This window comes from Streptomyces virginiae, assembly GCF_000720455.1.
Lineage (GTDB): Bacteria > Actinomycetota > Actinomycetes > Streptomycetales > Streptomycetaceae > Streptomyces > Streptomyces virginiae.
Genome location: NZ_JOAK01000010.1, coordinates 25,115 through 49,199, shown reverse-complemented (window position 1 = coordinate 49,199; position 24,085 = coordinate 25,115). Strand labels below are relative to the sequence as shown.

Sequence of the window (24,085 nt, the reverse complement as noted above, 5' to 3'; positions counted from 1 at the left end):
AATCGCCCCGATCCGACCCGCCCCGATCCGACCCGCCCCGACCGAACCGCGCCGATCCGCCCTGCCTCGATCCGCCCTGCCCGGATCCGACCCGATCCGGTCCGACCGCTCGTGAGGAGCCCCTCGTGTCCGAGACCGACCACGGCGTCGAGCGCCGTACGACGCCCGCCCCCTCAGGGCCCATCCCGTTACGGCCGACCCGGCGCAGAGTGCTGGCCGCCGGGGCCGGCGCCGCCGCGCTGCTGGGCGTGGCGGGGCGCGCACGGGCCGCGACGGCCGCGGAGGCGACCCTGCCGGCGGCGGCCGCGCCCGAGCCGGTCGTACCCGAGCCGGTCCCGGCCGGGCCGGCTCCGTACGCCTCCTACTGGTTCCCCGACTCCCTCCCGGCGGGCACCCCGGGCCCCGGGATCGTGTGGCGCTCGCTCAGCCGGTGGAGCCCCGAGGACGACCCCGACCTGGCCCACAACACCGCGACCGTGCCGCTCGCGCAGCGGTTCACCCCCGTCCCGGCCAACAGGACGGCCCGCGCCGGCCAGGCCCGTATCGCCTCCCTCGTCTCCTTCGCACCGACCGCCGGGAACCCCGCGCAGGGCTCCCCCACCGCCGACTACTACGCGCTCACGCACTGGGCGTACATCGACGAGCTGGTCTTCTGGGGCGGCTCGGCGGGCGAGGGGATCGTCCTGGCCCCGAACGCCCCCGTGGTCGACGCCGCCCACCGCAACGGGGTGCGGGTGCTGGGCAACGTGTTCCTGCCGCCCGTGGCGTACGGCGGCGATCTGCGGTGGACCCGCGACCTGGTGCGGCGCGACCGCCTCGGCCGCTTCCCGATCGCGGAGCAGCTCGTCCGCGTGGCGCGGACGTACGGCTTCGACGGCTGGTTCGTCAACGCGGAGACCGACGGCGGCGACAGCGCCCTCGCCACCCGGATGCGGGAGTTCCTGCGCGCCCTGCGGGCGGCGGGCGAGCCGCACGGTCTGCGGATCACCTGGTACGACGCCATGAACAGCACCGGCCGGGTCGGCTGGCAGGGCGCGTTGAACGCCCTGAACCAGGAGTTCTACGAGGACCGGGCCGGCAAGGTCGCGGACACGATGTTCGTGGACTTCCGCTGGACCCCGGACACGCTGGCCGCCTCGGGCGCGCTCGCCGACCGGCTGGGCCGCTCCCGCCACGAGCTGTGGGCGGCCGTGGACACGGAGTCCCGGGGCTGGGACGCCGACGTCCGCTGGGACGCGATCGTCCCGCGGAGCGGCGACCACGTCGTCAGCTACGGCTTCTACCGGCCCGAATGGACCCGCAACCACCTCACCGACCGCTCCCCCGGGGCCTTCCACCACGCGGACGACCGGTTCTGGACGGGCGAGTCCCTGGACCCGGCCCGGCCCGCGGTCGAGGCTTCCTGGCGGGCTCCCGCGACAGCCGTCGCCGACCGGTCCACCGTCGCCGGGCTGCCCTTCGCCTGCTCCTTCAACACCGGACACGGGCTGCGCTGGTACGAGAACGGCGAGGTCAGCTCGGACACGCCGTGGAACCACCTCGGGCTCCAGGACCGGCTGCCGGGCCGCCGCTGGGTGGTGGACACCGCCGGAACGCGTCCGTCCGTCACCCTGGACTTCGCGGACGCCTGGCGCGGCGGCTCCAGCCTGCTGGTCTCGGGCTCCCTGACGGCCCCGGTGGCCGTCGGGCTGCACTCCACGCGGCTGCCGCTGACCCGCGGGAGCGTCGTGGAGCTGGTGCACGCCACCGGACCGGCTCCGGTGACCGTCGAGGTGGGTGTGGCCACCCGGGAGCCCTCCGCCCCGGGGGATCCGGTCCCGTACACCTGGCTGCGGACCGGGAGCACGGGCGCCGGGGCGGCCGGCGCTGCCGGCTGGCGCACGGCGCGTGCCGCGCTCGCGCCGCTGGCGGGCCGGACCGCGTACGCCCTCGCCGTACGGATCACCGCGCCCGGGAGCACTGCGGTGGCGTGGCGGCTCGGCGCCCTGTCGGTGCACGACGGCGCCCGCACCCGGCGCCCGGCCCCGCCCGTCGCGCCGGCCGTGGACGCCGCGGCCCGCCAGGACGGCAGGGCCTGGCTGCGCCTGTCGTGGCGGGCGGCGGGGTCCGGTCCGGGCGGGCGGCCGCGCCACTACGAGGTGCACCGGGTGCTGCCCGACGGCGGCCGCCGCTTCCTCGGCGGCACCTGCGGCACCGCCCTGTACCTCCCGGGGGTCGCGCGCGCCGGCCGGGAGCGGGCGGCCGTCTTCGAGGTGCGGGCCGTCGACGAGCTGTACGCGGTGTCCGCGCCCGCCCGCACGACCCTGCCCTGGGAGCCGTAGGGGGCGTCGTGCCGGTCGGGGTCAGGAGGCCTCGGGGCCGGTGCGCGGGACGGTCACGGTCACCCGGAGCCCGTGCGGCGGGTTCGTCGCGTAGGAGAGGGTCCCGCCGCCCCCGGCGAGCAGGGTCCGGGAGATCGACAGGCCGAGTCCGGAGCCCTTGATGTTCTGGTGGCGGCCGCTGCGCCAGAAGCGGTCGCCCACGCGCTGCAGCTCCTCCTCGGTCAGGCCGGGGCCGCGGTCGGCGACGACCACGCGGACCGAGCGGCCCTCGGCCGAGACCGACACCTCGACCTCCTCACCGGCGGGAGTGAACTTGAGGGCGTTGTCTATGACGGCGTCGAGCGCGCTGGACAGGGCGATGGGGTCGGCCCAGCCGGTGACGGCGCTCCGGCCCGTCTCGGTGAGCCGTACGCCCTTCTCCTCGGCGTACGGCCGCCACGCGGCGACCCGTTCCGCGGCCAGCGCGCCGATGTCGGTGAGGCTTATCTCGGCGGAGGCGTGCTCGGCCAGTGCCAGGTCCAGGAGATCGTCGAGGACCTGCGTCAGGCGCTTGCCCTCGGTGCGCACGGACGCGATCTCCTCGTTGCCCTCGGGCAGTTCGAGGGCGAGCAGCTCGATGCGCAGGAGCAGTGCAGCGAGCGGGTTGCGCAGCTGGTGCGAGGCGTCGGCGACGAACGCCCGCTGCTGCTCCAGTGCCTCTTCGACGTTGTCGGCCATCTCGTTGAACGAGTGCGCCAGGCGCTGGAGTTCCGGCGGGCCGCTGGCGGCCGCGACGCGGGAGTTCATCCGCCCGGTGGCGATGCCGTGGGCGGCGGTGTCCAGGGTCCGTACGGGCTTGAGCACCCAGCTGGTGAGCCGCAGGGCGGCGCCGAAGGCGACCAGCATGGCGGCGGTGAGGCCGCCCGCGATGAGCAGCCAGCCCTTCAGGATCCGGCCCCGCATGAGGTCCGTCGGCGATTCGGTGGCGACGACCGCGACCACGTCGCCGTCGAGGACGACCGGGGAGACGACCAGCAGCTTGCCGTGCGTCTGCCAGGGCCACACCTGGGGCGGGTCGTGGCTGCGGCGCCCGGCGAGCGCCTCCTCGAAGGCCCTGCGGCCCTCGCCGGACTCGGGGAGGTGCCACCAGCCCGGGGAGCGGACCATGGCGTTGTCGTCGCGGTTGAAGATCCCGACGCGGATGCCGTACAGCTCGTGGTAGCGGCCGAGTTCGTGCTGGAGGGTCTGCTCGCGCTCGTCGGCTCCGGTGGAGCCGGAGCCCCGGGCGTCGATGACGAACTGGGCGAGGGCGGCGAAGCGGGCGCTGTCGTCGATGCGGTCGACGACCACCCGCTGCTGCTGTCCGGCGGCCAGGCTCACGGCGAGCGGGAAGCCGAGGGCGAGCAGGGTGCCCGCCATCAGGATGACGAGCAGGGGGAGCAGGCGGGCACGCACGGCAGGAGGTCCCTAGGGGGCGGCCGGGGTGACGAGCCGGTAGCCCACCCCGCGGACGGTCTCGATGAGGGCGGGCATGCGCAGCTTGGAGCGCAGCGAGGCGACGTGGACCTCCAGGGTGCGCCCGGTCCCCTCCCAGCTGGTGCGCCACACCTCGCTGATGATCTGTTCGCGGCGGAAGACGACACCGGGCCGCTGCGCGAGCAGGGCCAGCAGGTCGAACTCCTTGCGGGTGAGGGGTACGTCGGTGCCGTCCACGCTGACCCGTCGGGTGGGCAGCTCGATGCTGACGGGGCCGAGGCGGACGGTGGCGGGCGCACCGGTGCCGGTGGCGACGGCCTCCTCGGAGGCTCCGGTGCGCCGGGCGACGGCGTGGATGCGGGCGAGGAGTTCGCCGGTGTCGTAGGGCTTGACGACGTAGTCGTCGGCTCCCATGTTCAGGCCGTGGATGCGGGAGCGTACGTCGGCCCGCGCGGTGACCATGATGACGGGCGTGGCGGTGCGCTTGCGGATCCGGCCGCACACCTCGTAGCCGTCCTGGTCGGGCAGGCCGAGGTCGAGCAGGACCACGCCGAAGGGCGGGGCGCCGGCGGGCAGGAGCGCCTGGAGGGCCTCTTCGCCGTTGCGGGCGTGGGTGACCTGGAAGCCGTGCCGGGCGAGGATCGCGGACAGGGCGGCGGCGACGTGATCGTCGTCCTCGACGAGCAGCAGTCTCATGTCGTCCCCCTCTCCTTCATCTCTCTCGGGTCACTCGGGCGGCCCACGCCCGGGCCCCGTCACGGCTCGTACGGCTCCGATGCGGCCGGTCGGTGCCGCGCGTACGGCCGCAGAAATGGCCACCCTGCATCCACGCCCATGCGGAGTCCCACGTCAAGAGGGTTCCGGCGCGGCGCGCCTACCGTTATGCACCCGGTACGAGTACATGATCGACCACGCCGGTGCCGCGCACGGAGCGTATCCGGAAGAGGCCGGATCGTTATGCTCAATTCTCCCTCAGATGTGATGACGTTGTGCGCGGGTCGTCACTACTGTCCTCCCAACCGAGGAGGACGGAGCTAGAAGCCGATGAGCGGAGTATCAGTGACCAAGGACGTTCAGGACGCGGCCGGTGCCGCGGACGACCTGGTCGTGCTGAGCAACGTCAACAAGCACTTCGGCGCGCTGCACGTGCTTCAGGACATCGATCTGAGCATTGCCCGCGGTGAGGTAGTCGTGGTGATCGGTCCTTCGGGATCGGGCAAGTCCACGCTGTGCCGGACCATCAACCGCCTGGAGACCATCGACTCGGGCACCATCACGCTCGACGGCAAGGAGCTGCCCTCGGAGGGCAAGGAGCTCGCCCGTCTGCGCGCCGACGTCGGCATGGTGTTCCAGTCGTTCAACCTCTTCGCGCACAAGACGGTGCTGCAGAACGTCATGCTGGGCCAGCTCAAGGTCCGCAAGACCGACCAGGCCGCGGCCCACGCGAAGGCGCTGTCCCTGCTGGAGCGGGTCGGCGTCGCGTCGCAGGCCGACAAGTACCCGGCCCAGCTCTCCGGCGGCCAGCAGCAGCGCGTGGCGATCGCCCGGGCGCTGGCGATGGAGCCGAAGGTGATGCTCTTCGACGAGCCCACCTCGGCGCTCGACCCGGAGATGATCAACGAGGTGCTGGAGGTCATGCAGCAGCTCGCCAGCGAGGGGATGACCATGGTGGTCGTCACGCACGAGATGGGCTTCGCCCGCTCCGCGGCGAACCGGGTCGTCTTCATGGCAGACGGAAAGATCGTCGAAGAAGCCACCCCCGAGCAGTTCTTCAGCAACCCGCGCAGTGATCGGGCGAAGGACTTCCTGTCGAAGATCCTGCACCACTGACGGCTGCCGTCTGGTAGTGATCCCCTGGCGGCCCGGCGCACGCGTCGTCGCTCGTCGTCCAACAACGTCTCATCCGAGGGAAGTTCATCATGAAGATCTCCAAGGCTGCTGCGGCCGCGGCCGTCGCCGTCGCCCTGTCCCTGACCGCGACCGCGTGTGGCGGCGGCGCCGACAAGGCGAGTGATGGCGGCGCGTCCGGTGACGCCAAGAAGGACAAGATCGTCATCGGCATCAAGTACGACCAGCCCGGTCTGGGCCTGAAGACCCCGGACGGCAAGTTCACGGGCTTCGACGTCGACGTGGCGACCTACGTCGCCAAGGAGCTCGGCTACCAGCCCGACCAGATCGAGTTCAAGCAGGCCGTCAGCGCCGAGCGCGAGAACCTGATCTCGAACGGTGACGTCAAGCTGGTCGTCGCGACGTACACGATCAACGACAAGCGCAAGGCGCGGGTCGACTTCGCCGGCCCGTACTTCCTGGCCCACCAGGACCTGCTGGTCCGCGCCGACGACACCTCGATCACCAAGGCCGAGGACCTCAACAAGAAGAAGCTCTGCTCGGTCACCGGTTCCACGTCCGCGCAGAACGTCAAGACCAAGCTGGCTCCCGACGCCGACCTGCAGGAGTACCCGGGCTACTCCGAGTGCCTGACGGGCCTGGAGAACAAGGCCGTCGACGCCGTGACCACGGACGGTTCGATCCTGGCCGGCTACGCCGCGCAGGAGAAGAACAAGGGCAAGTTCAAGCTCGCCGGCCTGAAGCTCAGCGACGAGCCCTACGGCATCGGTCTGAAGAAGGGCGACAAGGAGCTCCAGACCAAGGTCAACGCCGCGCTCAAGAAGATGGTCGAGGACGGCTCCTGGCAGAAGGCCGTGGACGCGAACCTCGGCCCCGCCGGCTACAAGGCCGACCCGGCCCCGCAGATCACCGAAGGCAGCTGATTCATCGGTGGGGCGCGCCGCCGCCCGCCCGTAGTGGGCGGCGGCGCGCCCCACCGGCCATCCTGGGGAGAGCGCAGGGCAACGTGTTCGACTTTCTTACTTCCGGGCAGTACGACGTGCTCGGAGCCTTCTGGGTGACGGTTCAGCTCACCCTCTACTCGGCGATCGGGTCCTTGATCTGGGGCATCCTGCTGGCAGGGATGCGGGTCAGCCCGGTCCCGCTCATGCGGGCCTTCGGCACCGCGTACGTCAACACCGTACGCAACACGCCGCTGACCCTGCTGATCCTCGGATGCTCGCTGGGCCTGTACCAGACCCTCGGCATCAACCTGGGCGGTGACACCTCCAAGGAGGCCGGCTTCCGGCTCGCCGTCCTCGGCCTGATCGCTTATACGGGCACATTCGTCTGCGAGGCTCTGCGCTCCGGCATCAACACCGTGCCCGTCGGCCAGGCCGAAGCGGCTCGTGCGCTGGGGCTGAGCTTCTTCCAGGTGCTCCGCCTGATCGTGCTCCCCCAGGCCTTCCGGGCAGTCGTCGGACCGCTCGCCAATGTACTGATCGCCCTCACCAAGAACACCACCGTGGCGGCGACCATCGGCGTGGCCGAGGCGGCCCTGCTGATGAAGGAAATGCTGGAGAACGAGGCGGACGCGCTCTTCGCGGTCTTCGGGGTCTTCGCCCTCGGCTTCGTCCTGCTGACCCTGCCCACCGGCCTGCTGCTGGGCTGGGTGGCCAAGCGAGTGGCGGTGAAGCGATGAGCTCCGTTCTGTACGACACCCCCGGCCCCAGGGCCAAGGCCCGCAACTGGATCTACACCGGCATCTTCCTGGTGCTCGTCGGGCTGGCCCTGTGGTGGGTCCTCGCCCGCATGGCGGAGAAGAACCAGCTCGACGCCGACAAGTGGACCCCCTTCGTCACCGACAGCCAGATCTGGACGACGTTCCTGCTGCCCGGCCTCGGCGAGACGCTGAAGGCCGGTCTGATCGCCATGGTGATCGCCCTGCCGCTGGGCGCGCTCCTCGGTATCGCCCGGCTCTCGGACCACGCATGGGTGCGCGTGCCGGTCGGCGCGGTCGTGGAGTTCTTCCGCGCCATCCCGGTCCTCATCCTGATGATCTTCAGCTCTGCCCTGTACGTGATGCTCGGGACCGTCAGCTCCGACCTGAGGCCGCTCTACGCGGTGGTCACCGGTCTCGTGCTGTACAACGCCTCGGTCATCGCCGAGATCGTCCGGGCCGGCATCCTGTCGCTGCCCCGCGGCCAGACGGACGCGGCCAAGGCGATCGGCATGCGCAAGGGCCAGACCATGCTGTATGTCCTGATTCCGCAGGCCGTCACGGCGATGCTGCCCGCGCTGGTCAGCCAGCTCGTGGTGATCCTCAAGGACACGGCCCTCGGTGGCGCCGTCCTGGGCTTCGCAGACCTGATGTCGATGAACCGGCAGATCTCCGCGAACTACAGCAACACCATCGCGACCATGGTCGTGATCGCTGTGATCTACATCGCCGTCAACTTCGCCTTGACCACCCTGGCCTCCTGGCTGGAGAGGCGGCTGAGGCAGTCGAAGAAGGGCACCGGCGCCGTCGTCGAGGGCGACGTGGCCGAGGTCGACGCGGGCGGCGCGGCCGGCGTGGGCAAGGCCCCCTGACCCGGCAGAACAACAGGTCGGGGCCTCCTTGCATGAGGCGGTGCCGCCGGAGTGCTCGACACTCCTCCAGCACGCCGACATGGCGCATGTGGTGCGGCGGATCTCATCCGCCGCACCACATGGCGTTTGCGGGTATCTGCACTCAAGGTAAAAATCCCAGTCGGCAGCCTTGGCGGGCGTCCTGATAACCTGCGGCGCTTTACAGGCGGGTCCATTGAAACGCCGCAGATTCCGACCACTCACATGCAGCCGCTACGTGGAATGCAATGCAACCCGCATCCAAGCCGCCATTCGGACTATCAGTACGACCTCGTCCAGACGCCCCCGGTCTTAACCACAGTGAGTGGCGGGCAGAAGACGAGGGACATTCCACTCGTCACCCAAGCACCATCCCGCGTGACATCAGGGCCACCATGGAGAGGCACGCATGTCACCGACGCCTTCCACCTACCACCATTGGCCTGACGACATGCGGCGTACCAGCCGTTGTCGTACTTAGCATCCTCACACCCGGTCGGCCAGCCTGCAGGCGCCGCAGTCGCCGTACCCTGGAGCCCCAGAACCGCCACCGCCATTGCAGCCAGCAGCGCTGTGCAGAGCTTCCTCATTTCCATGCCCCTCTCAATAGAAGCGGCCGCGTTCAGCCGTTGTTGCGAACGGACGTCTGGACCCCTGCAGAAACGGCCCAGGACGAGCCCATGCAGTAGGCGATGGAATCGCCCCACTGCCGCCACGGACCGAAGGAGTCCGACATGTTCCCGTCGCCGTCGCGGCATAATGCATATGCGCGGAAGGAGCCGCCGTTGTGGCTACCGCAACGGGCGGTCGTCCCCCAGTGCCCGGCGACATCAGAGCGGCAATCGGTAGGACGAGCCATGGCGCCGGATTCAGAAGCCGACGCGGTAGACGCCGTGGCTAGCGACGAGAGGCCGACCAACAGTGCCCCGACCACGGGCGCGACCACGATCCGCCCAACGCGACCACTCTTCAACAAATTCTTCACCTTTCTCCTTCACTGGAAGCTTTGAGGCGTCGCCCGATTGGACGACAGGGGTTTGGATTCGATGCACCGAACCACCTCCTACACACGGAGCAATTCTCGCCCCCTGCGCAGACATGACAATTACACGCGCACAAGAGCCCGGCAAGCGAGATACCAACCCTTTGAGGAATACTTGAGCATCCCACCGCCCAAGAGAGGGATCACAAGGGCAAACCGCGACGTACCGGCGAGGCGCGCCAGAATACGAAAGAATAAGTTCCGGCCAAACTGGCCAGATGCTATGAAATAAGATTCCAGCCGGACCCGTGGCGTAAATCGCCTACCAGTGAATTCCGGCTGCATTTCGGCTGGAACTCACCGAACCGTTCCCCATGGTCAAATTCGCTTGGGGGGCGGTCTGCCATGGCTCGCAAGGACATGCGGCCGAGCCCGCACCTCGGCGAGCGCAACGCGGTCGCCACTCGCGCAAGCCGAACCTGTCAAGTGCCGGTGGCCGGGCATCCGCCGCACCACACTGCTGTGCGCCGTCGGGTGTCACTTGACGCAGACACCTCCAATGGGTTGCATACGTTCTGTGATCACATACCGGACATCGGGAGCCGCGCCATGGACCCGGTGATCGTCGTCGGCGCGGGGCCCGTCGGACTGTCCCTGGCCCTCGCCCTCGCGGGCGCGGGCGTGCCCTCCGTCGTGCTCGACGAACGGCCCGGCAAGGACGAGGTCCGGCCGGCCCGTACGGTCGTCCTGCACGCGGACACGGCGGCCATGGCGCACCGGCTGGGCTGTACGACGCTGCGCGACGAGGGGGCGTACTTCGCCGCCTGGCGCACCATGCGGCGCAGCCGTGACACCCACCGGCTGACCTTCGAGGACCATCCGGCCCCCCTGCACGTGCCGCAGCACGCCCTCGCGCGCGGACTGCGCGACTGTGCCGCCGCGCACCCCCTCGTCCAGCTGGTCTGCGACAGCAGGCTGGACGCCCTGGAACAGGACGACCGGGGCGTCACCGCGCACACCCGGGGCGCGGAGACCACCTGGTGGCGCGGGAGCTACCTGGTCGGCTGCGACGGAGCCCGCTCCACCGTGCGCAAGCTGCTCGGCATCCGCTTCCCGGGCCGTACCGCCGTCGAGCGCCATGCCGTGGCCGCGCTGCGCACCGAACTGCCCTGGCCCGGCGAGGCCCTGCTGCACCGCGGCGCGCAGCAGGAGGTCACCTCGCGGCCGCTGGCCGACGGGGTCTGGCGGCTGGACTGGCTGCTCCCGGCACGCGGCGATCTGGTGACCCCCGACGCGCTGGTCACCCTGATCCGCGACACCCTCGCGCAGTGGTGCGGCGGCACGACTCCCCCGTACGACCTGCTGGACACCGGCGTGCACACGCTGCACCACCGGCTGGCCCGGCGCTGGCGCGACGGGCGGGCCTTCCTCGCCGGCGACGCCGCGCACCTGCTGGGCGCACTCGGCACCCAGGGCGTCGAGGAGGGGCTCCGCGACGCCGAGAACCTGGCGTGGAAGCTCTCCCTGGCCTGGCACCAGGGTGCCTCCGACGCGCTGCTGGACGGTTACGAGGGCGAGCGGCGCACCGCGGTGGCGTCCCGGCTGCGCGCGGCCGACCAGGCGATGCCGACGCTGCGCTCCGGGGGCGGGCTGCGCAACTACCTCCCCGGGGCCTCGCGTTCCGCCGAGTCCCTGCTCACCGACGGGCATCTGGGGCGGGGGCCGCTGGGCGCGGAGCCAGCCTACGCCCCGCCCGTTGCCGTACGCGAGGTGCCGACGGCCACGGAACCGGGCGGTCCGGTGGCGAACGTCCCGGTCACCGCACCCGACGGAGCGACCGTACCGCTGCGCGACCTGCTGGGGCAGGGCCGGCTGCTGGTGGTCCTGGTGGCCCCCGGCACCGGGGTCTGGGACCGGCGCCACTGGCTGGGCGCCGGCCTGATGCCCCGCCTGGCCGCAGCGGTCAGCGCCCTGCCGGTCCGCACCGACCTGCTGGTCGCGGACAGCTACCCGGGTGCCCCGGCGCACACCGTGCTGCTGGTGCGGCCGGACGGACATCTGGCGGCGACCTTCGCGGGGGTCCGCCCGGCGGAGCTGTACGAGGCGGCGGACGCCGTCCGGGCCGGTGCGCCCGAGTCCCGGGTGCCCGCGCCCACGCCCACGACTTCCACTTCGACTTCGACTTCGACTTCGACTTCGCCGACCGTGTGATCGATTGACCGTGCGCGGGCCCGCGTGGTTCACTCGCGAAATGACCGGCAACGACGTACGCCTGTGGCGGAGGGTCCATATGGACCTGCTCCGCTACGCGGGCTGCGTGTGTCGCCCTTCCTGCTGATTCGCCCTTCCCTCCGCGCGCCCCGTGCCGTCCACCGGCCTGCGCGCACTTCCGCGAACCCAGGAACGGTCCTTCTCCATGTCTGCACCCGCATCCGCACCCGCGTACATCCCTGAGTCCGTGCCGGCCGGGGGCCCCACGGCCACCGAGCTCCTCGACTTCGCCCTGCGCACCGCGTCCGACCCCGAGATCGTGGCCTCGCTCCCGCTCGATCCCGAGGGCCGCACCTGGATCCGCCTCGACGGCCCCGGCGGCAGCGAGGCCTGGCTGATCGGCTGGCCGCCGGGCACCGGCACCGGCTGGCACGACCACGCCGAGTCGCTCGGCGCGTTCGCCACCGCGCGCGGCCGCCTCACGGAGCGCTCGCTGGCCGTACGCCTGCCCTCGGAGGGCTGGCGGTCGCTGGAGCTGGCCCCGGGCGTCGACCGCAGCCGGACGCTGGCGGCGGGCGGCGGACGGGCCTTCGGGCGTCACCACGTGCACGAGGTCCTCAACGACTCCCCGGACGAGCACGCGGTCTCCGTACACGCCTACTACCCGCCGCTGCCGCTGATCCGCCGGTACAGCCGCAGCGGACCCGTCCTGCACCTGGAGCACGTCGAGCGTCCGGCGGACTGGCAGTGAGCGCCCCGGTCGGCATCGACGAGCTGCTGGAGCGCGTCCGGGCGGGGTACACCCGCGTCGACGCCCAGGAGGCGTACGCGGCCGCGTCGGCCGGGGCGCTCCTGGTGGACATCCGCTACCAGGCCCTGCGGGACCGGGACGGGCTGATCCCGGGGGCGCTGGTGGTCGAGCGCAACGAGCTGGAGTGGCGGCTGGATCCGACGGGCAGCCACCGCGCCCCCGAGGCGACGAGCCACGACCTGCGGGTGGTGGTGATCTGCAACGAGGGCTACGCGTCCAGCCTCGCGGCGGCCTCACTGCACGCCCTGGGCCTGCATCGCGCGACCGACCTGACCGGTGGTTTCCAGGCATGGAAGTCGGCCGGTCTCCCCGTCGTCGCGGGTGACGGGCCCACGGCGGCGCCGCCGCACCCGTAGGCCCCCGGGTCCGCGCCCTTCCGGCGGCGCGGACCCGCACCACCGTCGGCCGGCCCTTCGCCGTGGCGGCCTCCACCGGGGCCACCCGCAGCGCCACCTCGGGGGCCCGGCCGTCGGCGATCGTGAAGGGGGTCAGGGCCACGGAGTTCCAGGCGTGCCTGTATGAGGGTCCGGGCCGGCCGGAGGCGTCGATCAGCTCGGTGCGGATCTTCCCGCGGGTCCCGTTTCGAGGAGCGCGCCGCAGACGGTGACAAGAATGGTCGCTCACAACAGTGCGACGAAGGCGCCAAGGAATCCGGCCCTGCGGCCCCTGACGGCCTGGAGGGCGTAACGCAGCATCATGGCGTCAACTCTGCTGCGCGGCGTACCTCTTGCCATGGGAGTCGTCCGGTGTTCCGGCCCGGGGGCTGCCCCCACCCCGGGCCCTGCGGCTCACTCCCCCGGGTACCCGAGGTCGTCGGCGTCCTCGCCCTCCGCCTCCAGGGCGCGGCGGACCACGCGCAGGGCCATGCCCTCCGGGTATCCCTTGCGGGCGAGCATCCCGGCCAGGCGCCGGATCCGCTTGTCCCGCTCCAGGCCCCGGGTGGAGCGGAGCTTGCGCTCCACGAGCTCGCGGGCGGTCTGCTCCTCCTGGTCGGAGTCCAGCAGCTCCAGGGCCTCCTCCACGAGGGTGGTGTGCACCCCCTTGGTCCGCAGCTCCTGGGCGAGCGCCCGGCGGGCCAGGCCCCGGCCGCGGTGGCGGGACTCGACCCAGGCTCCGGCGAACGCCGCGTCGTCGATCAGGCCCACCTCCTCGTACCGGGAGAGGACCTCATGCGACACCTCGTCGGGGATGCCCCGCTTGTGCAGGGCGTCCGCGAGCTGGCGACGGGTGCGCGGGCTCCCCGTGAGCAGGCGCAGGCAGATGGCCCGCGCCTGCTCCTCGGGGCTCTGGGGCGGCAGCTCCTGGCGGCCCTCACGGCCTCCTCGGCTCCTGCCGCCCCCTTCCTGCTCGCGCACGGGTCAGCTCTTGGCCACGGCGGCCTTGGCCGTCGTCTTGGCCTTCGACGCGGGCGCGGGGACTGCCGCGGCATCGGCGGGTGCGGCGGCCGCGGTGCCGGCCGCCGCGTCCTCGGCGCCGTCCTTGCGGACACCCACGCCCAGCTTCTCCTTGATCTTCCGCTCGATCTCGTTCGCGAGATCCGGGTTGTCCTTGAGGAAGTTGCGGGCGTTCTCCTTGCCCTGGCCGAGCTGGTCGCCCTCGTACGTGTACCAGGCACCGGCCTTGCGGATGAAGCCGTGCTCCACGCCCATGTCGATCAGGCCGCCCTCGCGGCTGATGCCCTGGCCGTAGAGGATGTCGAACTCGGCCTGCTTGAACGGCGGCGCGACCTTGTTCTTCACGACCTTGCAGCGGGTGCGGTTACCGACCGCCTCCGTGCCGTCCTTCAGGGTCTCGATGCGGCGGATGTCGATGCGCACCGAGGCGTAGAACTTCAGCGCGCGGCCACCGGTGGTGGTCTCCGGCGAGCCGAACATCACGCCGATCTTCTCGCGGAGCTGGTTGATGAAGATCGCGGTGGTCTTGGACTGGTTGAGCGCACCGGTGATCTTCCGGAGGGCCTGGCTCATCAGACGGGCCTGGAGACCCACGTGGGAGTCGCCCATCTCACCCTCGATCTCGGCGCGCGGCACGAGGGCCGCCACGGAGTCGATGACGATCAGGTCGAGGGCACCGGAGCGGACGAGCATGTCCACGATCTCCAGCGCCTGCTCGCCGGTGTCCGGCTGGGAAAGGATGAGGTTGTCGGTGTCGACGCCGAGGGCCTTCGCGTACTCGGGGTCGAGCGCGTGCTCGGCGTCCACGAAGGCGACGGTGCCGCCGGCCTTCTGCGCGTTGGCCACGGCGTGCAGGGTCAGGGTCGTCTTACCGGAGGACTCCGGCCCGTACACCTCGACCACGCGGCCGCGGGGCAGCCCGCCGACACCGAGGGCGATGTCCAGCGCGGTCGACCCGGTGGGGATGACGTCGATGGGGTCGTTCGGCTTGTCGCCGAGGCGCATGACCGCACCCTTGCCGAATTGCCGTTCAATCTGTGCGAGCGCGGCGTCGAGAGCCTTCTCGCGGTCGGTGCCTGCCATGGGTTCCACCCGGTTTGCTTGAGTCGATCGCTTCACGCCACTGACGCTAATGCCTGCCACTGACAATGCGCCTCCACGACCGGTTCGGCTGTGGATAACTCATCAGAATGGATGTTCGATTTCCCTGTCAAGCTCACCACGCCAGAGCGCTATGCCCTCATTACGTAGATATCCTATGAAGTGTGATCGAGTCTGGACGGCCACGACTTCGTAGGCGCCCCGGCCCGGGAAGGCTCGTGCGGCTGTCGCCGGTCATCCTGACCGTCGTCATCGCCAGCCTGGCATACAACACTCCGCCGGAGATGGCCTTCAGCCGCCTCCTGCCCGCGGCGCCGGCCCTGGCCGCCGCCATGTGGCCGGTGCTCCCCACCGTTCTGCTCGGGACGGTCTGCCTCGTCCTGATGATCGGCCTCAGCCTCGTCTTCCCCGACCTGGGCACGTGGTGGACGGCCGCCGGGATCATCGCGGTCACCGTGGCCGCCGCGTACGGGAGCCACGTCCGGCTCCAGCGCGAGCGCACGCTCTTCCAGGTGCGGCTCGTCGCCGACGCGGCGCAGCAGGTGGTCCTGAGTCCCATGCCGCGCCGCTTCGGCAGGATCGAGATCGAATCGCTGTACCTCGCGGCCGCCGCGGAGGCGCGCATCGGCGGGGACTTCTACGAGGTGGTGGACACGCCGTACGGCGTCCGGCTGCTCATCGGTGACGTGCGGGGCAAGGGCCTGCCCGCGGTGGGGGCGGCCGCGGCGATCGTCAACGCCTTCCGGGAGGCCGCCTACGGCGAGACCGACCTGGTCGACGTCGCCCGCCGGCTGGACGCCAGCAGCATGCGCTACAACGCCGCCTTCCCCCCGGAGGGGCCGATGGAACGTTTCGCCACGGCCCTCCTCGTCCAGATCCCGCACGAGGGCAGACGCATCGACATCCTCAACTGCGGACATCCACCGCCACTGCTCCTGAACCACGGGACACTGCGCACCCTCGAGTCGGTCACCCCGTCGCCGCTGCTCAGCCTCGCGGACCTGATCGGCGATCAGTACAGCATCGACACCTTCGACTTCGCCCCCGACGACCTGCTGCTCCTCTACACCGACGGGATCGCCGAGGCCCGCGCCCGCGACGGCGAGTTCTTCCCGCTGGCGGCCTGGATGGGCGGGCAGCCCGCGACACCGCCCCACGAACTGCTCACGGCCCTCCACCGCGACCTCCTCCGCTACAGCAGGGGCCGGCTCGACGACGACATCGCGGCCCTCGCCGTCCGCCTGCGCGGCCCCCAGGCCACGGAGTCCCCGTAGAGGGCCCGCCCCGGCGCCCCAGCCGCGCGGGGCGCTGCGTACGGTGGGCCGGTCCTGTCGTACGAGGGGAACGGCTGATCCGTGCATCTGGGCGCCATCGGGCAGGCGATCGGGCTGTTCGCCGTCACCAACGTCGACGACATCGTCATCCTGGCGCTGTTCTTCGCGCAGGGCGCGGGGCACCGCGGGTCGACGCGCAGGATCGTGATCGGCCAGTACCTCGGGTTCGCCGCGATCCTGGCCGTGGCCGTGGCGGCCGCTTTCGGCACCGGCTTCCTGCCGGAGCGGGCCGTCCCGTACCTCGGCCTGCTGCCCCTCGCCCTCGGTCTGAAGGCCGGCTGGCAGGCGTGGCGGCAGCGGGGCGAGGAGGGCGACGAGGGGGAGGCCGCGGCGGTGTCCGGACAGGGCGGTCCGGCGTCCCTCACGGTCGCCGCCGTGACGTTCGCCAACGGCGGCGACAACATCGGCGTCTACGTTCCTGTCTTCGCCACGGCGGGCGCCGGCGGCATGGCCGTGTACGCCGTGGTGTTCCTGGTCCTGGTCGGCGTGTGGTGCCTCGCGGGACGGTTCTTCGCCACCCGCCCGGTCATCGCCGGGGCCCTGGCCCGCCGGGGCCACGTCCTGCTGCCCGTCGTCCTGGTCGCCGTCGGCCTCCTCATCCTCGTCGAGGGCGGCGCCTTCGGGCTCTGAGCGGCCGGGCCCGCCCGTCGGCGGTGTGGCCGTGCGCCCCGCCGGGCCGTCCCGGCACCGCCGCGACGGCCTCGAACAATTGCCGGGGCCCGCGGCCGGGGGGCTCATACGATCGCCTCATGATCGAATTCCTGTATCCGCCCAAGCCCCGCCCGGGGGACCGGGTCGCGATCCTGTCGCCCTCGTCCGGGCTGCCCGGCCTCTTCCCGCTCCCCTACGAGCTGGGCCTGCGCAGGCTCCGGGACGACTTCGGGCTGGAGCCCGTGGAGTACCCGACGACGCGGAAGATGGGTGCGACTCCCGAGGAGCGGGCCGCGGACGTCCACGCCGCCTTCGCGGACCCCGGCATCAAGGCCGTGATCGCCAGCATCGGCGGCGACGACCAGATCACCGTCCTCCCCCACCTCGACGGCGACCTCCTGCGCGCCAACCCCAAGCCGTTCGTCGGCTACAGCGACAACACCAACCTCCTGCTGTTCCTGCGCAACCTGGGCATCGTCGGCTACCACGGCGCCTCGGTGATGGTCGAGCTGGGCCGGCCCGGCGCGATGCACCCGGCCACCGCCGCCTCCCTGCGGGCGGCGCTGTTCACCTCGGGCGCGTACGAGCTCAACCGGTCGGGCGAGTACGGGGACGAGAACCTGCCCTGGGAGGACCCGCGCACCTTCGAGTCCGAGCCGGCGATGGAACGCTCCTACGGCTGGACCTGGCACAACGACGACCGCGTGGTCGAGGGCGCCGGCTGGGGCGGCAACCTGGAGATCCTCTCCTGGATGATGGCGGCCGACCGCGCGGTGCTGCCCGCCGAGTCCTACGCCGGCGACGTGCTCTTCCTGGAGACCTCCGAGGAGATGCCGCGCGCGGAGGAGGTCTACCGGATGCTCCGGAACATGGGCGAGCGCGGCCTGCTGCGGCAGTTCCCCGCGCTGCTGATGGGCAGGGCGAAGAGCTGGTCGTTCGAGAACCGGTTCGACGCCGGGCGGAAGGAGCGCTACCGCGAGGAACAGCGCGAGGCCGTCCTGCGCGCGCTGCGGCAGTACGCCCCCGACACCATGGCGGTCTTCGACGTGGACCTCGGCCACACCGACCCTCAGCTCGTGATCCCCGTGGGCGGGCGGATCCGGGTGGACGGGCCGGCCCGGCGGATCACCGTCACCTACTGAGCCGTCACCTACTGAGCCGCCGCCTGCTGAGCCGACACCGGCCGAGCCGTCACCCGCCCGGCCGGGGCGAGAGCGCGACGCCGAGCGAGTCGGCGGCGAAGGGCTTCGGCGCGCGCTCCTCGTAGAAGACGTCGAGCTCCGCGACCGTGAAGCCGGCGGCGGTCAGCAGGCCGACGGTCTGCCGGGTGAGGTGGCAGCCGCCGCAGAGCCGTTTGTGCAGCGGTTCGATCCGCCGCTGCCAGCGGCGCACGCCGGCGTCCTCCGCCGGGGCGAGTCCGTGTTCGACGAAGTGCAGGCCGCCCCCGGGTTTGAGCACGCGCCGCACCTCGCGCAGCGCCGCCACGGGGTCCGGGATGGTGCACAGCGTCCAGGTGGACAGGGCGGCGTCGAAGGTGGCGTCCTCGAAGGGCAGTGATCGGCCGTCCAGACCGGCCCGCCGCACCGGGACCCGCGAGGCGCGTACCCGGTCGGCGGCGAGTTTCCACCCCAGGTCGGAGGGTTCGATCGCGGCCACGCCGGTGACGCCCGGCGGATAGAAGGGGACGTTGTGGCCGGTGCCGAAGCCGATCTCGACGACCTCCCCGGTCAGGCCGGCACAGACGCGGCGCCTGAGCGGACGGGCCGACTGCGCCCCGCAGGCGAGGTCGACGATCCGCGGCACGACCCGTTCGGCGTAGAAACCCATCACAGCCTCCGTCTCGGAGTTCCCAGCATGGCACCGGCGGCCGGGGCGGGCCGGGACCGCCACCCACTGACAACCAGAGGTTGACACTCCTTCGACTGTCAACCTAGGGTTGCATCTATGACGAACCCTTCGGTGGAACCCGTTCGCATGACCAATCCGGTACGCCTCGACGACCTGATCGAGGCCATCAACAAGGTCCACACCGACCCCCTGGAGCAGCTCAGCGGCGCCGTCGTCGCGGCAGAGGCCCTCGGGGACGTCGCGGACCACCTCATCGGCCACTTCGTCGACCAGGCCCGCCGCTCCGGCGCCTCCTGGACCGACATCGGCCGCAGCATGGGCGTCACCCGCCAGGCGGCCCAGAAGCGCTTCGTGCCCAAGGCGGACAAGGAGGGCGCGGGCGGCCTCGACCCGAACGCGGGCTTCGGCCGCTTCACCCCCCGCGCCCGCAACGTGGTCGTGACCGCGCAGAACGAGGCCCGCGCCGCGGGCAACACCGAGATCCGCACCGAGCACCTGGTCCTGGGCCTGATGGCCGAGGCCGACGGCCTCGCGGGGCTCGTCCTGCGCGCCCAGGAGGTCTCGCCGGACGACGTACGGGCCGCCGCGACCGCCGCGCTCCCGCCGGCCCAGGCCGAGCTCCCAGCCCTCGTACCCTTCGACGCCTCGGCGAAGAAGGCCCTGGAGCTGACCTTCCGTGAGGCCCTGCGCCTGGGCCACGACTTCGTCGGCACCGAGCACATCCTGCTCGCGCTCCTGGAGCTGGAGAACGGCGAGGGCCTGCTGAGCGGCCTCGGCCTGGACAAGGCCGCCGCCGAGGCGACCGTCAACGAAGCCTTGGCAGCCGTACTCGGCGGCGAGGACGGGAAGTAGAGGAATCCGCGTCCCGCGTCAGCTCGTAGCGCTTGACGTACGCGCCGAGGAAGGCCTGCAGCGTGGCGACGGCCGGGATCGCGATCAGCGCCCCGACCGCGCCCAGCAGGGCGGTGCCCGCGATGACCGATCCGAAGGCCACCGCGGGATGGATGTCGACGGTCTTCGAGGTCAGCTTCGGCTGGAGCATGTAGTTCTCGAACTGCTGGTAGACCACCACGAACACGAGGACGTACAGCGCGTACCAGGGATTGACGGTGAAGGCGAGCAGGACCGGCAGCGCGCCCGCGAGATAGGTCCCGATGGTGGGGACGAACTGCGAGACCAGCCCCACCCACACGGCGAGCGCGGGCGCGTACGGCACCCCGAGGACCGCCAGCACGATGTAGGTCGCGACACCCGAGATCAGCGCCATCAGCCCGCGCGAGTAGAGGTAGCCGCCCGTCTTGGCGACGGCGATCTCCCAGGCGCGCAGCACCTCGGCCTGCTTGGCGGGCGGCAGTACGGAGCACAGCGCGCGCCGCAGCCGTGGCCCGTCGGCGGCGAAGTAGAAGGAGAACAGCCCGATCGTCAGCAGCTTGAACAGACCGCCGAGCACGGTGGCGGACACGTCGAGCACGCCGGACGCGCTGTTCTGCACGTACTTGCGCAGCCAGTCCGAGCGCAGCACGCTCTCCTGGATCTCCAGCCGGGACAGATCGGTGTGGAAGGTGGAGTTGATGAAGTTGATCACCGAGTCGAGGTAGCCGGGGAAGCCCTCCACCATGGCGACGATCTGCCCGGCGAGCAGGGAGCCGAGCAGTGCGAGGAATCCCGCGGTCACGACGACCACCGCGGTGAACATCAGGAAGGTGGCGAGTCCCCGGCGCATGCCGCCGGCCGCCATCCTGGCGACCGCGGGTTCGATCGCGAGCGCGAGGAAGAACGCGATCAGGATGTTGACGAGCAGCCCGATCAGCTGGTGGAAGGCCCAGCTGCCGAGCTGGAAGCAGGCGACGAGGGCCAGTACGAGGACCACCGCGCGCGGCAGCCAGCGCGGCATGCGTTCCTCTCCCCCGGTCGGCGGAGCTCCGGCCGGCGGCCTGCCGGGGCCGGCGGGGCCGCCCGGCGAGGCGGGATCGGCGGGCCGGGCCGCCGCCGTGCCCGCCACCGGCCTGCCTGCCGCGCCCGCGACCGGCTCCGGTTCCGGGCCGGAGGCGACCGGTGCGGCGGAGTCGGCGCCCCGGTCGGCCGCCCGGGGCGGCGGCAGCGCGCCCGGGACGGCTACGGGCTGGTCGGTCGTCTCTTCGGTGGCTCCCACGCGGCCAAGTCTGTCCCACCGACGGCCCGTGCCGCGAAAGGGGCGTCCCCCACCACGCTCCCGCCCCTCGGAGCGTCAGCGCAGCGAGGCCGGCACGTCCATCGCCGAACACACCGCGCGCCACACGTCCTTGGCCTCCCAGCCGGCCTCCAGCGCCTGGTGGACGGTCCGGCCGCCCAGCTCCGCCATCACGTGGTCCCGTGCGAAGGAGTCGGCGTAGCCGGCGCCGAAGTGCTCGGCCATCCGCTCCCAGAAAATCGTCAACCGCATGCCCCCAGTATCCCGCCCCGGGAGAGTGCACCGGCGGCGTTCGCCCCGCGCCCCCGCGTCACCGCGTCCTACGTTGCAGGCATGCCCGGAGACGAAGCTTCCCCGCAGAGCCCGCAATCCCCGCGTTCCCCGCGCCCCCCACAGGCTCCCGCGCACACCCCGCGCACACCGCCCGCCCCGCCCGGCCCCCGGCCCCCTTCGGACCCGCTGCCCGCGCTGGAGCGCGCCGAGCGCTTCATCTGGCTCACCGCCCGCGTACTGGAGCAGCGCAGGTTCGCGTTCCACTTCCTCGGCGGGGACGCCGACCCGGTGGACACCGCCCTCGGCTCGTACCTCAACCCGGACGGCGGCTACGGTCACGCGCTCGATCCGGATCTGCGCGGCCCGCTGAGCCAGCCCCTGCACACCGCGCACGCCCTGCGCGTACTGGACGGCCTGGGCCGCTGCGCCGGGCAGCGCATCGAGCGGCTCTGCCGCCACCTGACCGGGGTCTCCACCCCGGACGGCGCGCTTCCGGTGGTCTTCCCGGCCCCGCACGACTACCCGACGGCCCCGTACCACCCGACGCACGACAACCCTCCGGGTGAGCTCCTGACCACCGGCCCGGTCGTCGGCCTGCTGCACCGCAACCGCGTCTGGCACGCCTGGCTCTTCCGGGCCACGGACTTCTGCTGGGACCGGGTCGAGAACCTGCACCGCACGCACCCGTACGAGGTCCAGAGCGCCGTGGCGTTCCTGGACGGCGTCCCCGACCGGGCGCGGGCGGCGGCGGCCGCGGACCGGCTGGGACGGCTGGTGCGCGAGCAGCGCCTGGTGGTGCTGGATCCGCGGCGGCGGGCGGAGTTCCCGCCGGCTCCGGGATACGCCCCGGGCGAGCAGCTGTTCCCGCACGACTTCGCGCGGCGGCCGGAGTCGCTGGCCCGCGGCTGGTTCACGGACGAGGAGATGCGCCGCTCGCTGGACTTCCTGGCCGCCCAGCAGCAGCCGGACGGGGGCTGGCCGGTCCGCCGCGAGGCCTGGGCGCCGGGGAGTTCCCTGGAGCGGCGGCCGATCGCGACGCTGGAGGCGCTGCTGACCCTGCGGGCGTACGGCCGCCTGCCGGCGCGGGTCAGCCGCCCAGGGCCCGTACCCCCGCAGTGACGACGACGGCGGCCGCGACCACGACCAGGAACGGGGCCCGCAGCAGCAGCGCGAGCCCGGCGGCGGCCAGCCCGGCGGCGCGGGCGTCGACGACGAGCGCGGAGCCGGTGCTGAAGGTCTGCTGGGCCGTGAGCGCGGCGAGCAGCGCGACCGGCAGCAGCGCGGCCAGGCGGCGCACCAGCGGCCGCTCCAGGGCCCCGGCGGGAACGAGCAGCCCCGCGTACTTCACGGCGTAGCAGCCGACGACGGTGAGCCCGATGGCGATCCAGACGTTCACGAGCGGCGTCCCTTCATCCACAGCACGACGGGTGCGGCCAGGGCCGCGATCAGCACGGGCACCCCGGCGGGCAGCACGGGCAGGAATCCCAGCCCGAGGACGAGCGCGAGGGCGGCGACGGCCCGCTCCGTGGCCGTCTTCAGCATCGGCGCGAGCAGGGCCAGGAACACGGCGGGTCCGGCGGCGTCCAGCCCCCAGGCCTTGGTGTCGCCGATGGCCTCGGCTCCGAGCGCTCCCAGCAGGGTGGTGACGTTCCACAGCACGTACAGGGTGAGCCCGGTGACGGTGAAGCCGAGCCGGGCCGACCTGCGGTCGGGCTGGGCCAGCGCCACGGCGGTGGTCTCGTCGATCACCCAGTGCGCGGCGAGGGGCCGCAGGGCGCGCGGCAGCCGGAGCAGCTGCGACAGGCGCAGGCCGTAGAAGGCGTTCCGGGTCCCGAGGAAGAAGGCCCCGGCGGCTGCGGTGAACGGGTTCCCGCCCGCGGCCAGCGCGCCGACCAGGGCGAACTGCGAGGCCCCGGTGAAGACGAGCAGGCTCAGCACGCAGGCCTGGAGGGTGCTGATGCCGGCTCCGGCCGCGGTCACCCCGAAGGCGAACCCGGACAGGCCGACGGCGACGCCGACCCCGAGCGCGTCCCGTACGACCGCGGCCCGCGGCCGCCCGTCGGGCGCCGGTGTCTCTCGTATCTCTGGCTCTGTGACCAGCTGCTTCTCTCCCACACCGCGAAACTACGCGGAGCCCGGCCGGATGGTCTTGTACGTTCTTGCGCGCCCGGGCGTCAGTCCCGGCGCCGCGCCGGGCGGCGGGCGTTCGGGGATCCGCCGCCGGTGTCCATGATCGGCAGCCAGGCGGTCCGCTCCCGCCGGTACGCCCCCGGTGGGACCCCCACGATGCGGGTGAAGTGCCGGTTCAGGTGGGGCTGGTCGGTGAAGCCGACGGCGAGCGCCGCCTCCGCCGGCGGGGTGCCCGCGTCGAGCAGCCGGCGCGCCCGCCGGACCCTGGCGTCGGTCAGCCAGGTGTGCGGCGGCATCCCGTACCGGTCCCGGAAGGCCCGCAGCAGGGCGAAGGGGCTCGTACCCAGCTCCGCCGCGAGCTGCTCCAGGGACGGCGGGTCGGCGAGGCGCTCCTCCAGCACGGCCCGGGCCGCCGCCGCTTCGGGGCCGCCCGTGCCGCGGACCGTACGGACGGGCAGCGGTCCTGCGTACCGGGTCAGCATGCGGGCGACCACGCCCCGCAGGAGAGTGTCGGCGGCGAGCGCGTTGCCGGCCTCGGCGGCCCGGTGCACCTCGGTGATCGTGCGCGAGGCCTGCGGGTCGGCGACGATGTCGGCGGTGAAGCCGGGGGTGCCGCGCAGCGTGCCGATCTCGGCCGCGACCTCGGCGATCAGGCCGCTGGACGGATAGAGGGTGGCGTACGCCCACCCTTCGGGAGCCCCGGCGCGCGCCGTGTGGGGCACCTCGGGGTTGATCAGGACCACGCTGCCCGGTCCGGCGCGCACGATGTGGCCGGGGAGGCCGACCTCCTCGATGCCGCCGGTGACGGCCGCGATGACGTAGCCGTCGTGCGCGTGGCGCGGGAAGGTGTGGCGCACGTAGTGGGCGCGCAGCAGGTCGAGCCCGGGCAGTTCCGGGTACTGCCAGTGCCGGGCCCACTCCCCGCGGCCTTCGTCCTTCCCCATCCCCCCATTCTGCGCCCCCTCGC

The 24,085-nt window shown here is 72.2% G+C and carries 24 protein-coding genes; 14 read left to right on the top strand and 10 right to left on the bottom strand.

The features are described from left to right. The first annotated feature begins 125 nt into the window (after positions 1-125). Positions 126-2,321, top strand: a complete 2,196-nt coding sequence (locus IG86_RS0117120) for an endo-beta-N-acetylglucosaminidase (protein ID WP_420711508.1) — start codon at positions 126-128, stop codon at positions 2,319-2,321. A gap of 21 nt (positions 2,322-2,342) precedes the next feature. Here the strand turns inward: IG86_RS0117120 and IG86_RS0117115 are convergent, their stop codons facing one another. Together IG86_RS0117115 and IG86_RS0117110 are read right to left on the bottom strand one after the other, a co-directional pair. Continuing rightward, positions 2,343-3,755, bottom strand: coding sequence for a sensor histidine kinase (locus IG86_RS0117115; RefSeq protein ID WP_030821212.1), 1,413 nt, complete (start codon positions 3,753-3,755; stop codon positions 2,343-2,345). 12 nt (positions 3,756-3,767) lie between these two features. Beyond that, positions 3,768-4,472, bottom strand: a complete 705-nt coding sequence (locus tag IG86_RS0117110) for a response regulator transcription factor (protein ID WP_030650269.1) — start codon at positions 4,470-4,472, stop codon at positions 3,768-3,770. A gap of 348 nt (positions 4,473-4,820) precedes the next feature. Here IG86_RS0117110 and IG86_RS0117105 point away from each other — a divergent pair, with 348 nt between their 5' ends. The 8 genes from IG86_RS0117105 (at position 4,821) to IG86_RS0117070 (ending at position 12,573) form a co-directional block, all read left to right on the top strand. Then, positions 4,821-5,606, top strand: a complete 786-nt coding sequence (locus IG86_RS0117105; RefSeq protein ID WP_030650266.1) for an amino acid ABC transporter ATP-binding protein — start codon at positions 4,821-4,823, stop codon at positions 5,604-5,606. 89 nt (positions 5,607-5,695) lie between these two features. Continuing rightward, a complete protein-coding gene (locus tag IG86_RS0117100) occupies positions 5,696-6,547 on the top strand; it encodes a glutamate ABC transporter substrate-binding protein (RefSeq protein WP_030897699.1) in 852 nt (283 codons plus the stop codon). A gap of 83 nt (positions 6,548-6,630) precedes the next feature. After that, positions 6,631-7,305 (top strand): amino acid ABC transporter permease, encoded by a 675-nt coding sequence (locus tag IG86_RS0117095; protein ID WP_030650261.1) that lies wholly within the window; start codon positions 6,631-6,633, stop codon positions 7,303-7,305. Next, the gene (locus tag IG86_RS0117090; protein WP_030897682.1) at positions 7,302-8,195 is read left to right on the top strand and encodes an amino acid ABC transporter permease; all 894 of its coding nucleotides are present in this window, start codon (positions 7,302-7,304) and stop codon (positions 8,193-8,195) included. Before IG86_RS0117095 ends, IG86_RS0117090 begins: the two co-directional genes overlap by 4 nt. 1,609 nt (positions 8,196-9,804) lie before the next feature. Then, positions 9,805-11,406, top strand: coding sequence for an FAD-dependent monooxygenase (locus IG86_RS0117080; protein ID WP_030897679.1), 1,602 nt, complete (start codon positions 9,805-9,807; stop codon positions 11,404-11,406). Between the two features lie 40 nt (positions 11,407-11,446). Beyond that, a complete protein-coding gene (locus IG86_RS45525) occupies positions 11,447-11,533 on the top strand; it encodes a putative leader peptide (protein WP_311318651.1) in 87 nt (28 codons plus the stop codon). Between the two features lie 78 nt (positions 11,534-11,611). Then, positions 11,612-12,157 carry a cupin domain-containing protein gene (locus IG86_RS0117075; protein ID WP_030821197.1) on the top strand — a complete coding sequence of 182 codons (546 nt, stop codon included), beginning with the start codon at positions 11,612-11,614 and terminating at the stop codon, positions 12,155-12,157. After that, the gene (locus IG86_RS0117070; protein ID WP_051785240.1) at positions 12,148-12,573 is read left to right on the top strand and encodes a rhodanese-like domain-containing protein; all 426 of its coding nucleotides are present in this window, start codon (positions 12,148-12,150) and stop codon (positions 12,571-12,573) included. The genes IG86_RS0117075 and IG86_RS0117070 overlap by 10 nt, the downstream gene beginning before the upstream one ends. A gap of 432 nt (positions 12,574-13,005) precedes the next feature. Here IG86_RS0117070 and recX read toward each other — a convergent pair whose 3' ends face one another. Together recX and recA are read right to left on the bottom strand one after the other, a co-directional pair. Beyond that, positions 13,006-13,572: a recombination regulator RecX gene (gene recX, locus IG86_RS0117065; RefSeq protein WP_045937228.1), complete on the bottom strand. Its 567-nt coding sequence runs from the start codon at positions 13,570-13,572 to the stop codon at positions 13,006-13,008. A 3-nt stretch (positions 13,573-13,575) separates the two neighbouring features. Continuing rightward, positions 13,576-14,694: a recombinase RecA gene (recA, locus tag IG86_RS0117060; RefSeq protein WP_030821191.1), complete on the bottom strand. Its 1,119-nt coding sequence runs from the start codon at positions 14,692-14,694 to the stop codon at positions 13,576-13,578. 236 nt (positions 14,695-14,930) lie between these two features. Between recA and IG86_RS0117055 the strand changes: the two genes are divergently transcribed. The 3 genes from IG86_RS0117055 (at position 14,931) to IG86_RS0117045 (ending at position 17,839) form a co-directional block, all read left to right on the top strand. Continuing rightward, complete coding sequence (locus tag IG86_RS0117055; protein WP_037848126.1) at positions 14,931-15,986, top strand: PP2C family protein-serine/threonine phosphatase; 1,056 nt, start codon at positions 14,931-14,933, stop codon at positions 15,984-15,986. Between the two features lie 81 nt (positions 15,987-16,067). Then, positions 16,068-16,676, top strand: coding sequence for a cadmium resistance transporter (locus IG86_RS0117050; RefSeq protein WP_030897673.1), 609 nt, complete (start codon positions 16,068-16,070; stop codon positions 16,674-16,676). A gap of 119 nt (positions 16,677-16,795) precedes the next feature. Beyond that, entirely contained in the window at positions 16,796-17,839 is a 1,044-nt protein-coding gene (locus IG86_RS0117045; RefSeq protein ID WP_030897670.1) for a S66 family peptidase, read from the top strand. Positions 17,840-17,888: 49 nt separating this feature from the next. Here the strand turns inward: IG86_RS0117045 and IG86_RS0117040 are convergent, their stop codons facing one another. Further along, a complete protein-coding gene (locus tag IG86_RS0117040) occupies positions 17,889-18,524 on the bottom strand; it encodes a class I SAM-dependent methyltransferase (protein ID WP_030897666.1) in 636 nt (211 codons plus the stop codon). Positions 18,525-18,641: 117 nt separating this feature from the next. Between IG86_RS0117040 and IG86_RS0117035 the strand changes: the two genes are divergently transcribed. Further along, positions 18,642-19,397, top strand: a complete 756-nt coding sequence (locus tag IG86_RS0117035) for a Clp protease N-terminal domain-containing protein (protein WP_030650229.1) — start codon at positions 18,642-18,644, stop codon at positions 19,395-19,397. Here IG86_RS0117035 and IG86_RS0117030 read toward each other — a convergent pair. Both IG86_RS0117030 and IG86_RS0117025 read right to left on the bottom strand, forming a co-directional pair. Beyond that, positions 19,351-20,547, bottom strand: a complete 1,197-nt coding sequence (locus tag IG86_RS0117030; protein WP_045937233.1) for an AI-2E family transporter — start codon at positions 20,545-20,547, stop codon at positions 19,351-19,353. The genes IG86_RS0117035 and IG86_RS0117030 overlap by 47 nt on opposite strands. A gap of 225 nt (positions 20,548-20,772) precedes the next feature. After that, entirely contained in the window at positions 20,773-20,967 is a 195-nt protein-coding gene (locus IG86_RS0117025) for a DUF3046 domain-containing protein (RefSeq protein WP_030033419.1), read from the bottom strand. Positions 20,968-21,048: 81 nt separating this feature from the next. On the opposite strand from IG86_RS0117025, the gene IG86_RS0117020 reads away from it, so the two are divergent. Continuing rightward, positions 21,049-22,107 (top strand): hypothetical protein, encoded by a 1,059-nt coding sequence (locus IG86_RS0117020; RefSeq protein ID WP_234316293.1) that lies wholly within the window; start codon positions 21,049-21,051, stop codon positions 22,105-22,107. On the opposite strand, the gene IG86_RS0117015 is transcribed toward IG86_RS0117020, so the two are convergent. The 3 genes from IG86_RS0117015 to IG86_RS0117005 all read right to left on the bottom strand — a co-directional run bounded on the left by IG86_RS0117015 (position 22,076) and on the right by IG86_RS0117005 (position 24,062). Beyond that, positions 22,076-22,384, bottom strand: coding sequence for an AzlD domain-containing protein (locus IG86_RS0117015; RefSeq protein ID WP_030664986.1), 309 nt, complete (start codon positions 22,382-22,384; stop codon positions 22,076-22,078). The genes IG86_RS0117020 and IG86_RS0117015 overlap by 32 nt on opposite strands. Then, positions 22,381-23,070, bottom strand: coding sequence for an AzlC family ABC transporter permease (locus tag IG86_RS0117010; protein ID WP_030821174.1), 690 nt, complete (start codon positions 23,068-23,070; stop codon positions 22,381-22,383). The genes IG86_RS0117015 and IG86_RS0117010 overlap by 4 nt, the downstream gene beginning before the upstream one ends. A 92-nt stretch (positions 23,071-23,162) precedes the next feature. Then, the gene (locus IG86_RS0117005; protein WP_051785239.1) at positions 23,163-24,062 is read right to left on the bottom strand and encodes an AraC family transcriptional regulator; all 900 of its coding nucleotides are present in this window, start codon (positions 24,060-24,062) and stop codon (positions 23,163-23,165) included. Between the last annotated feature and the right edge of the window lie 23 nt (positions 24,063-24,085).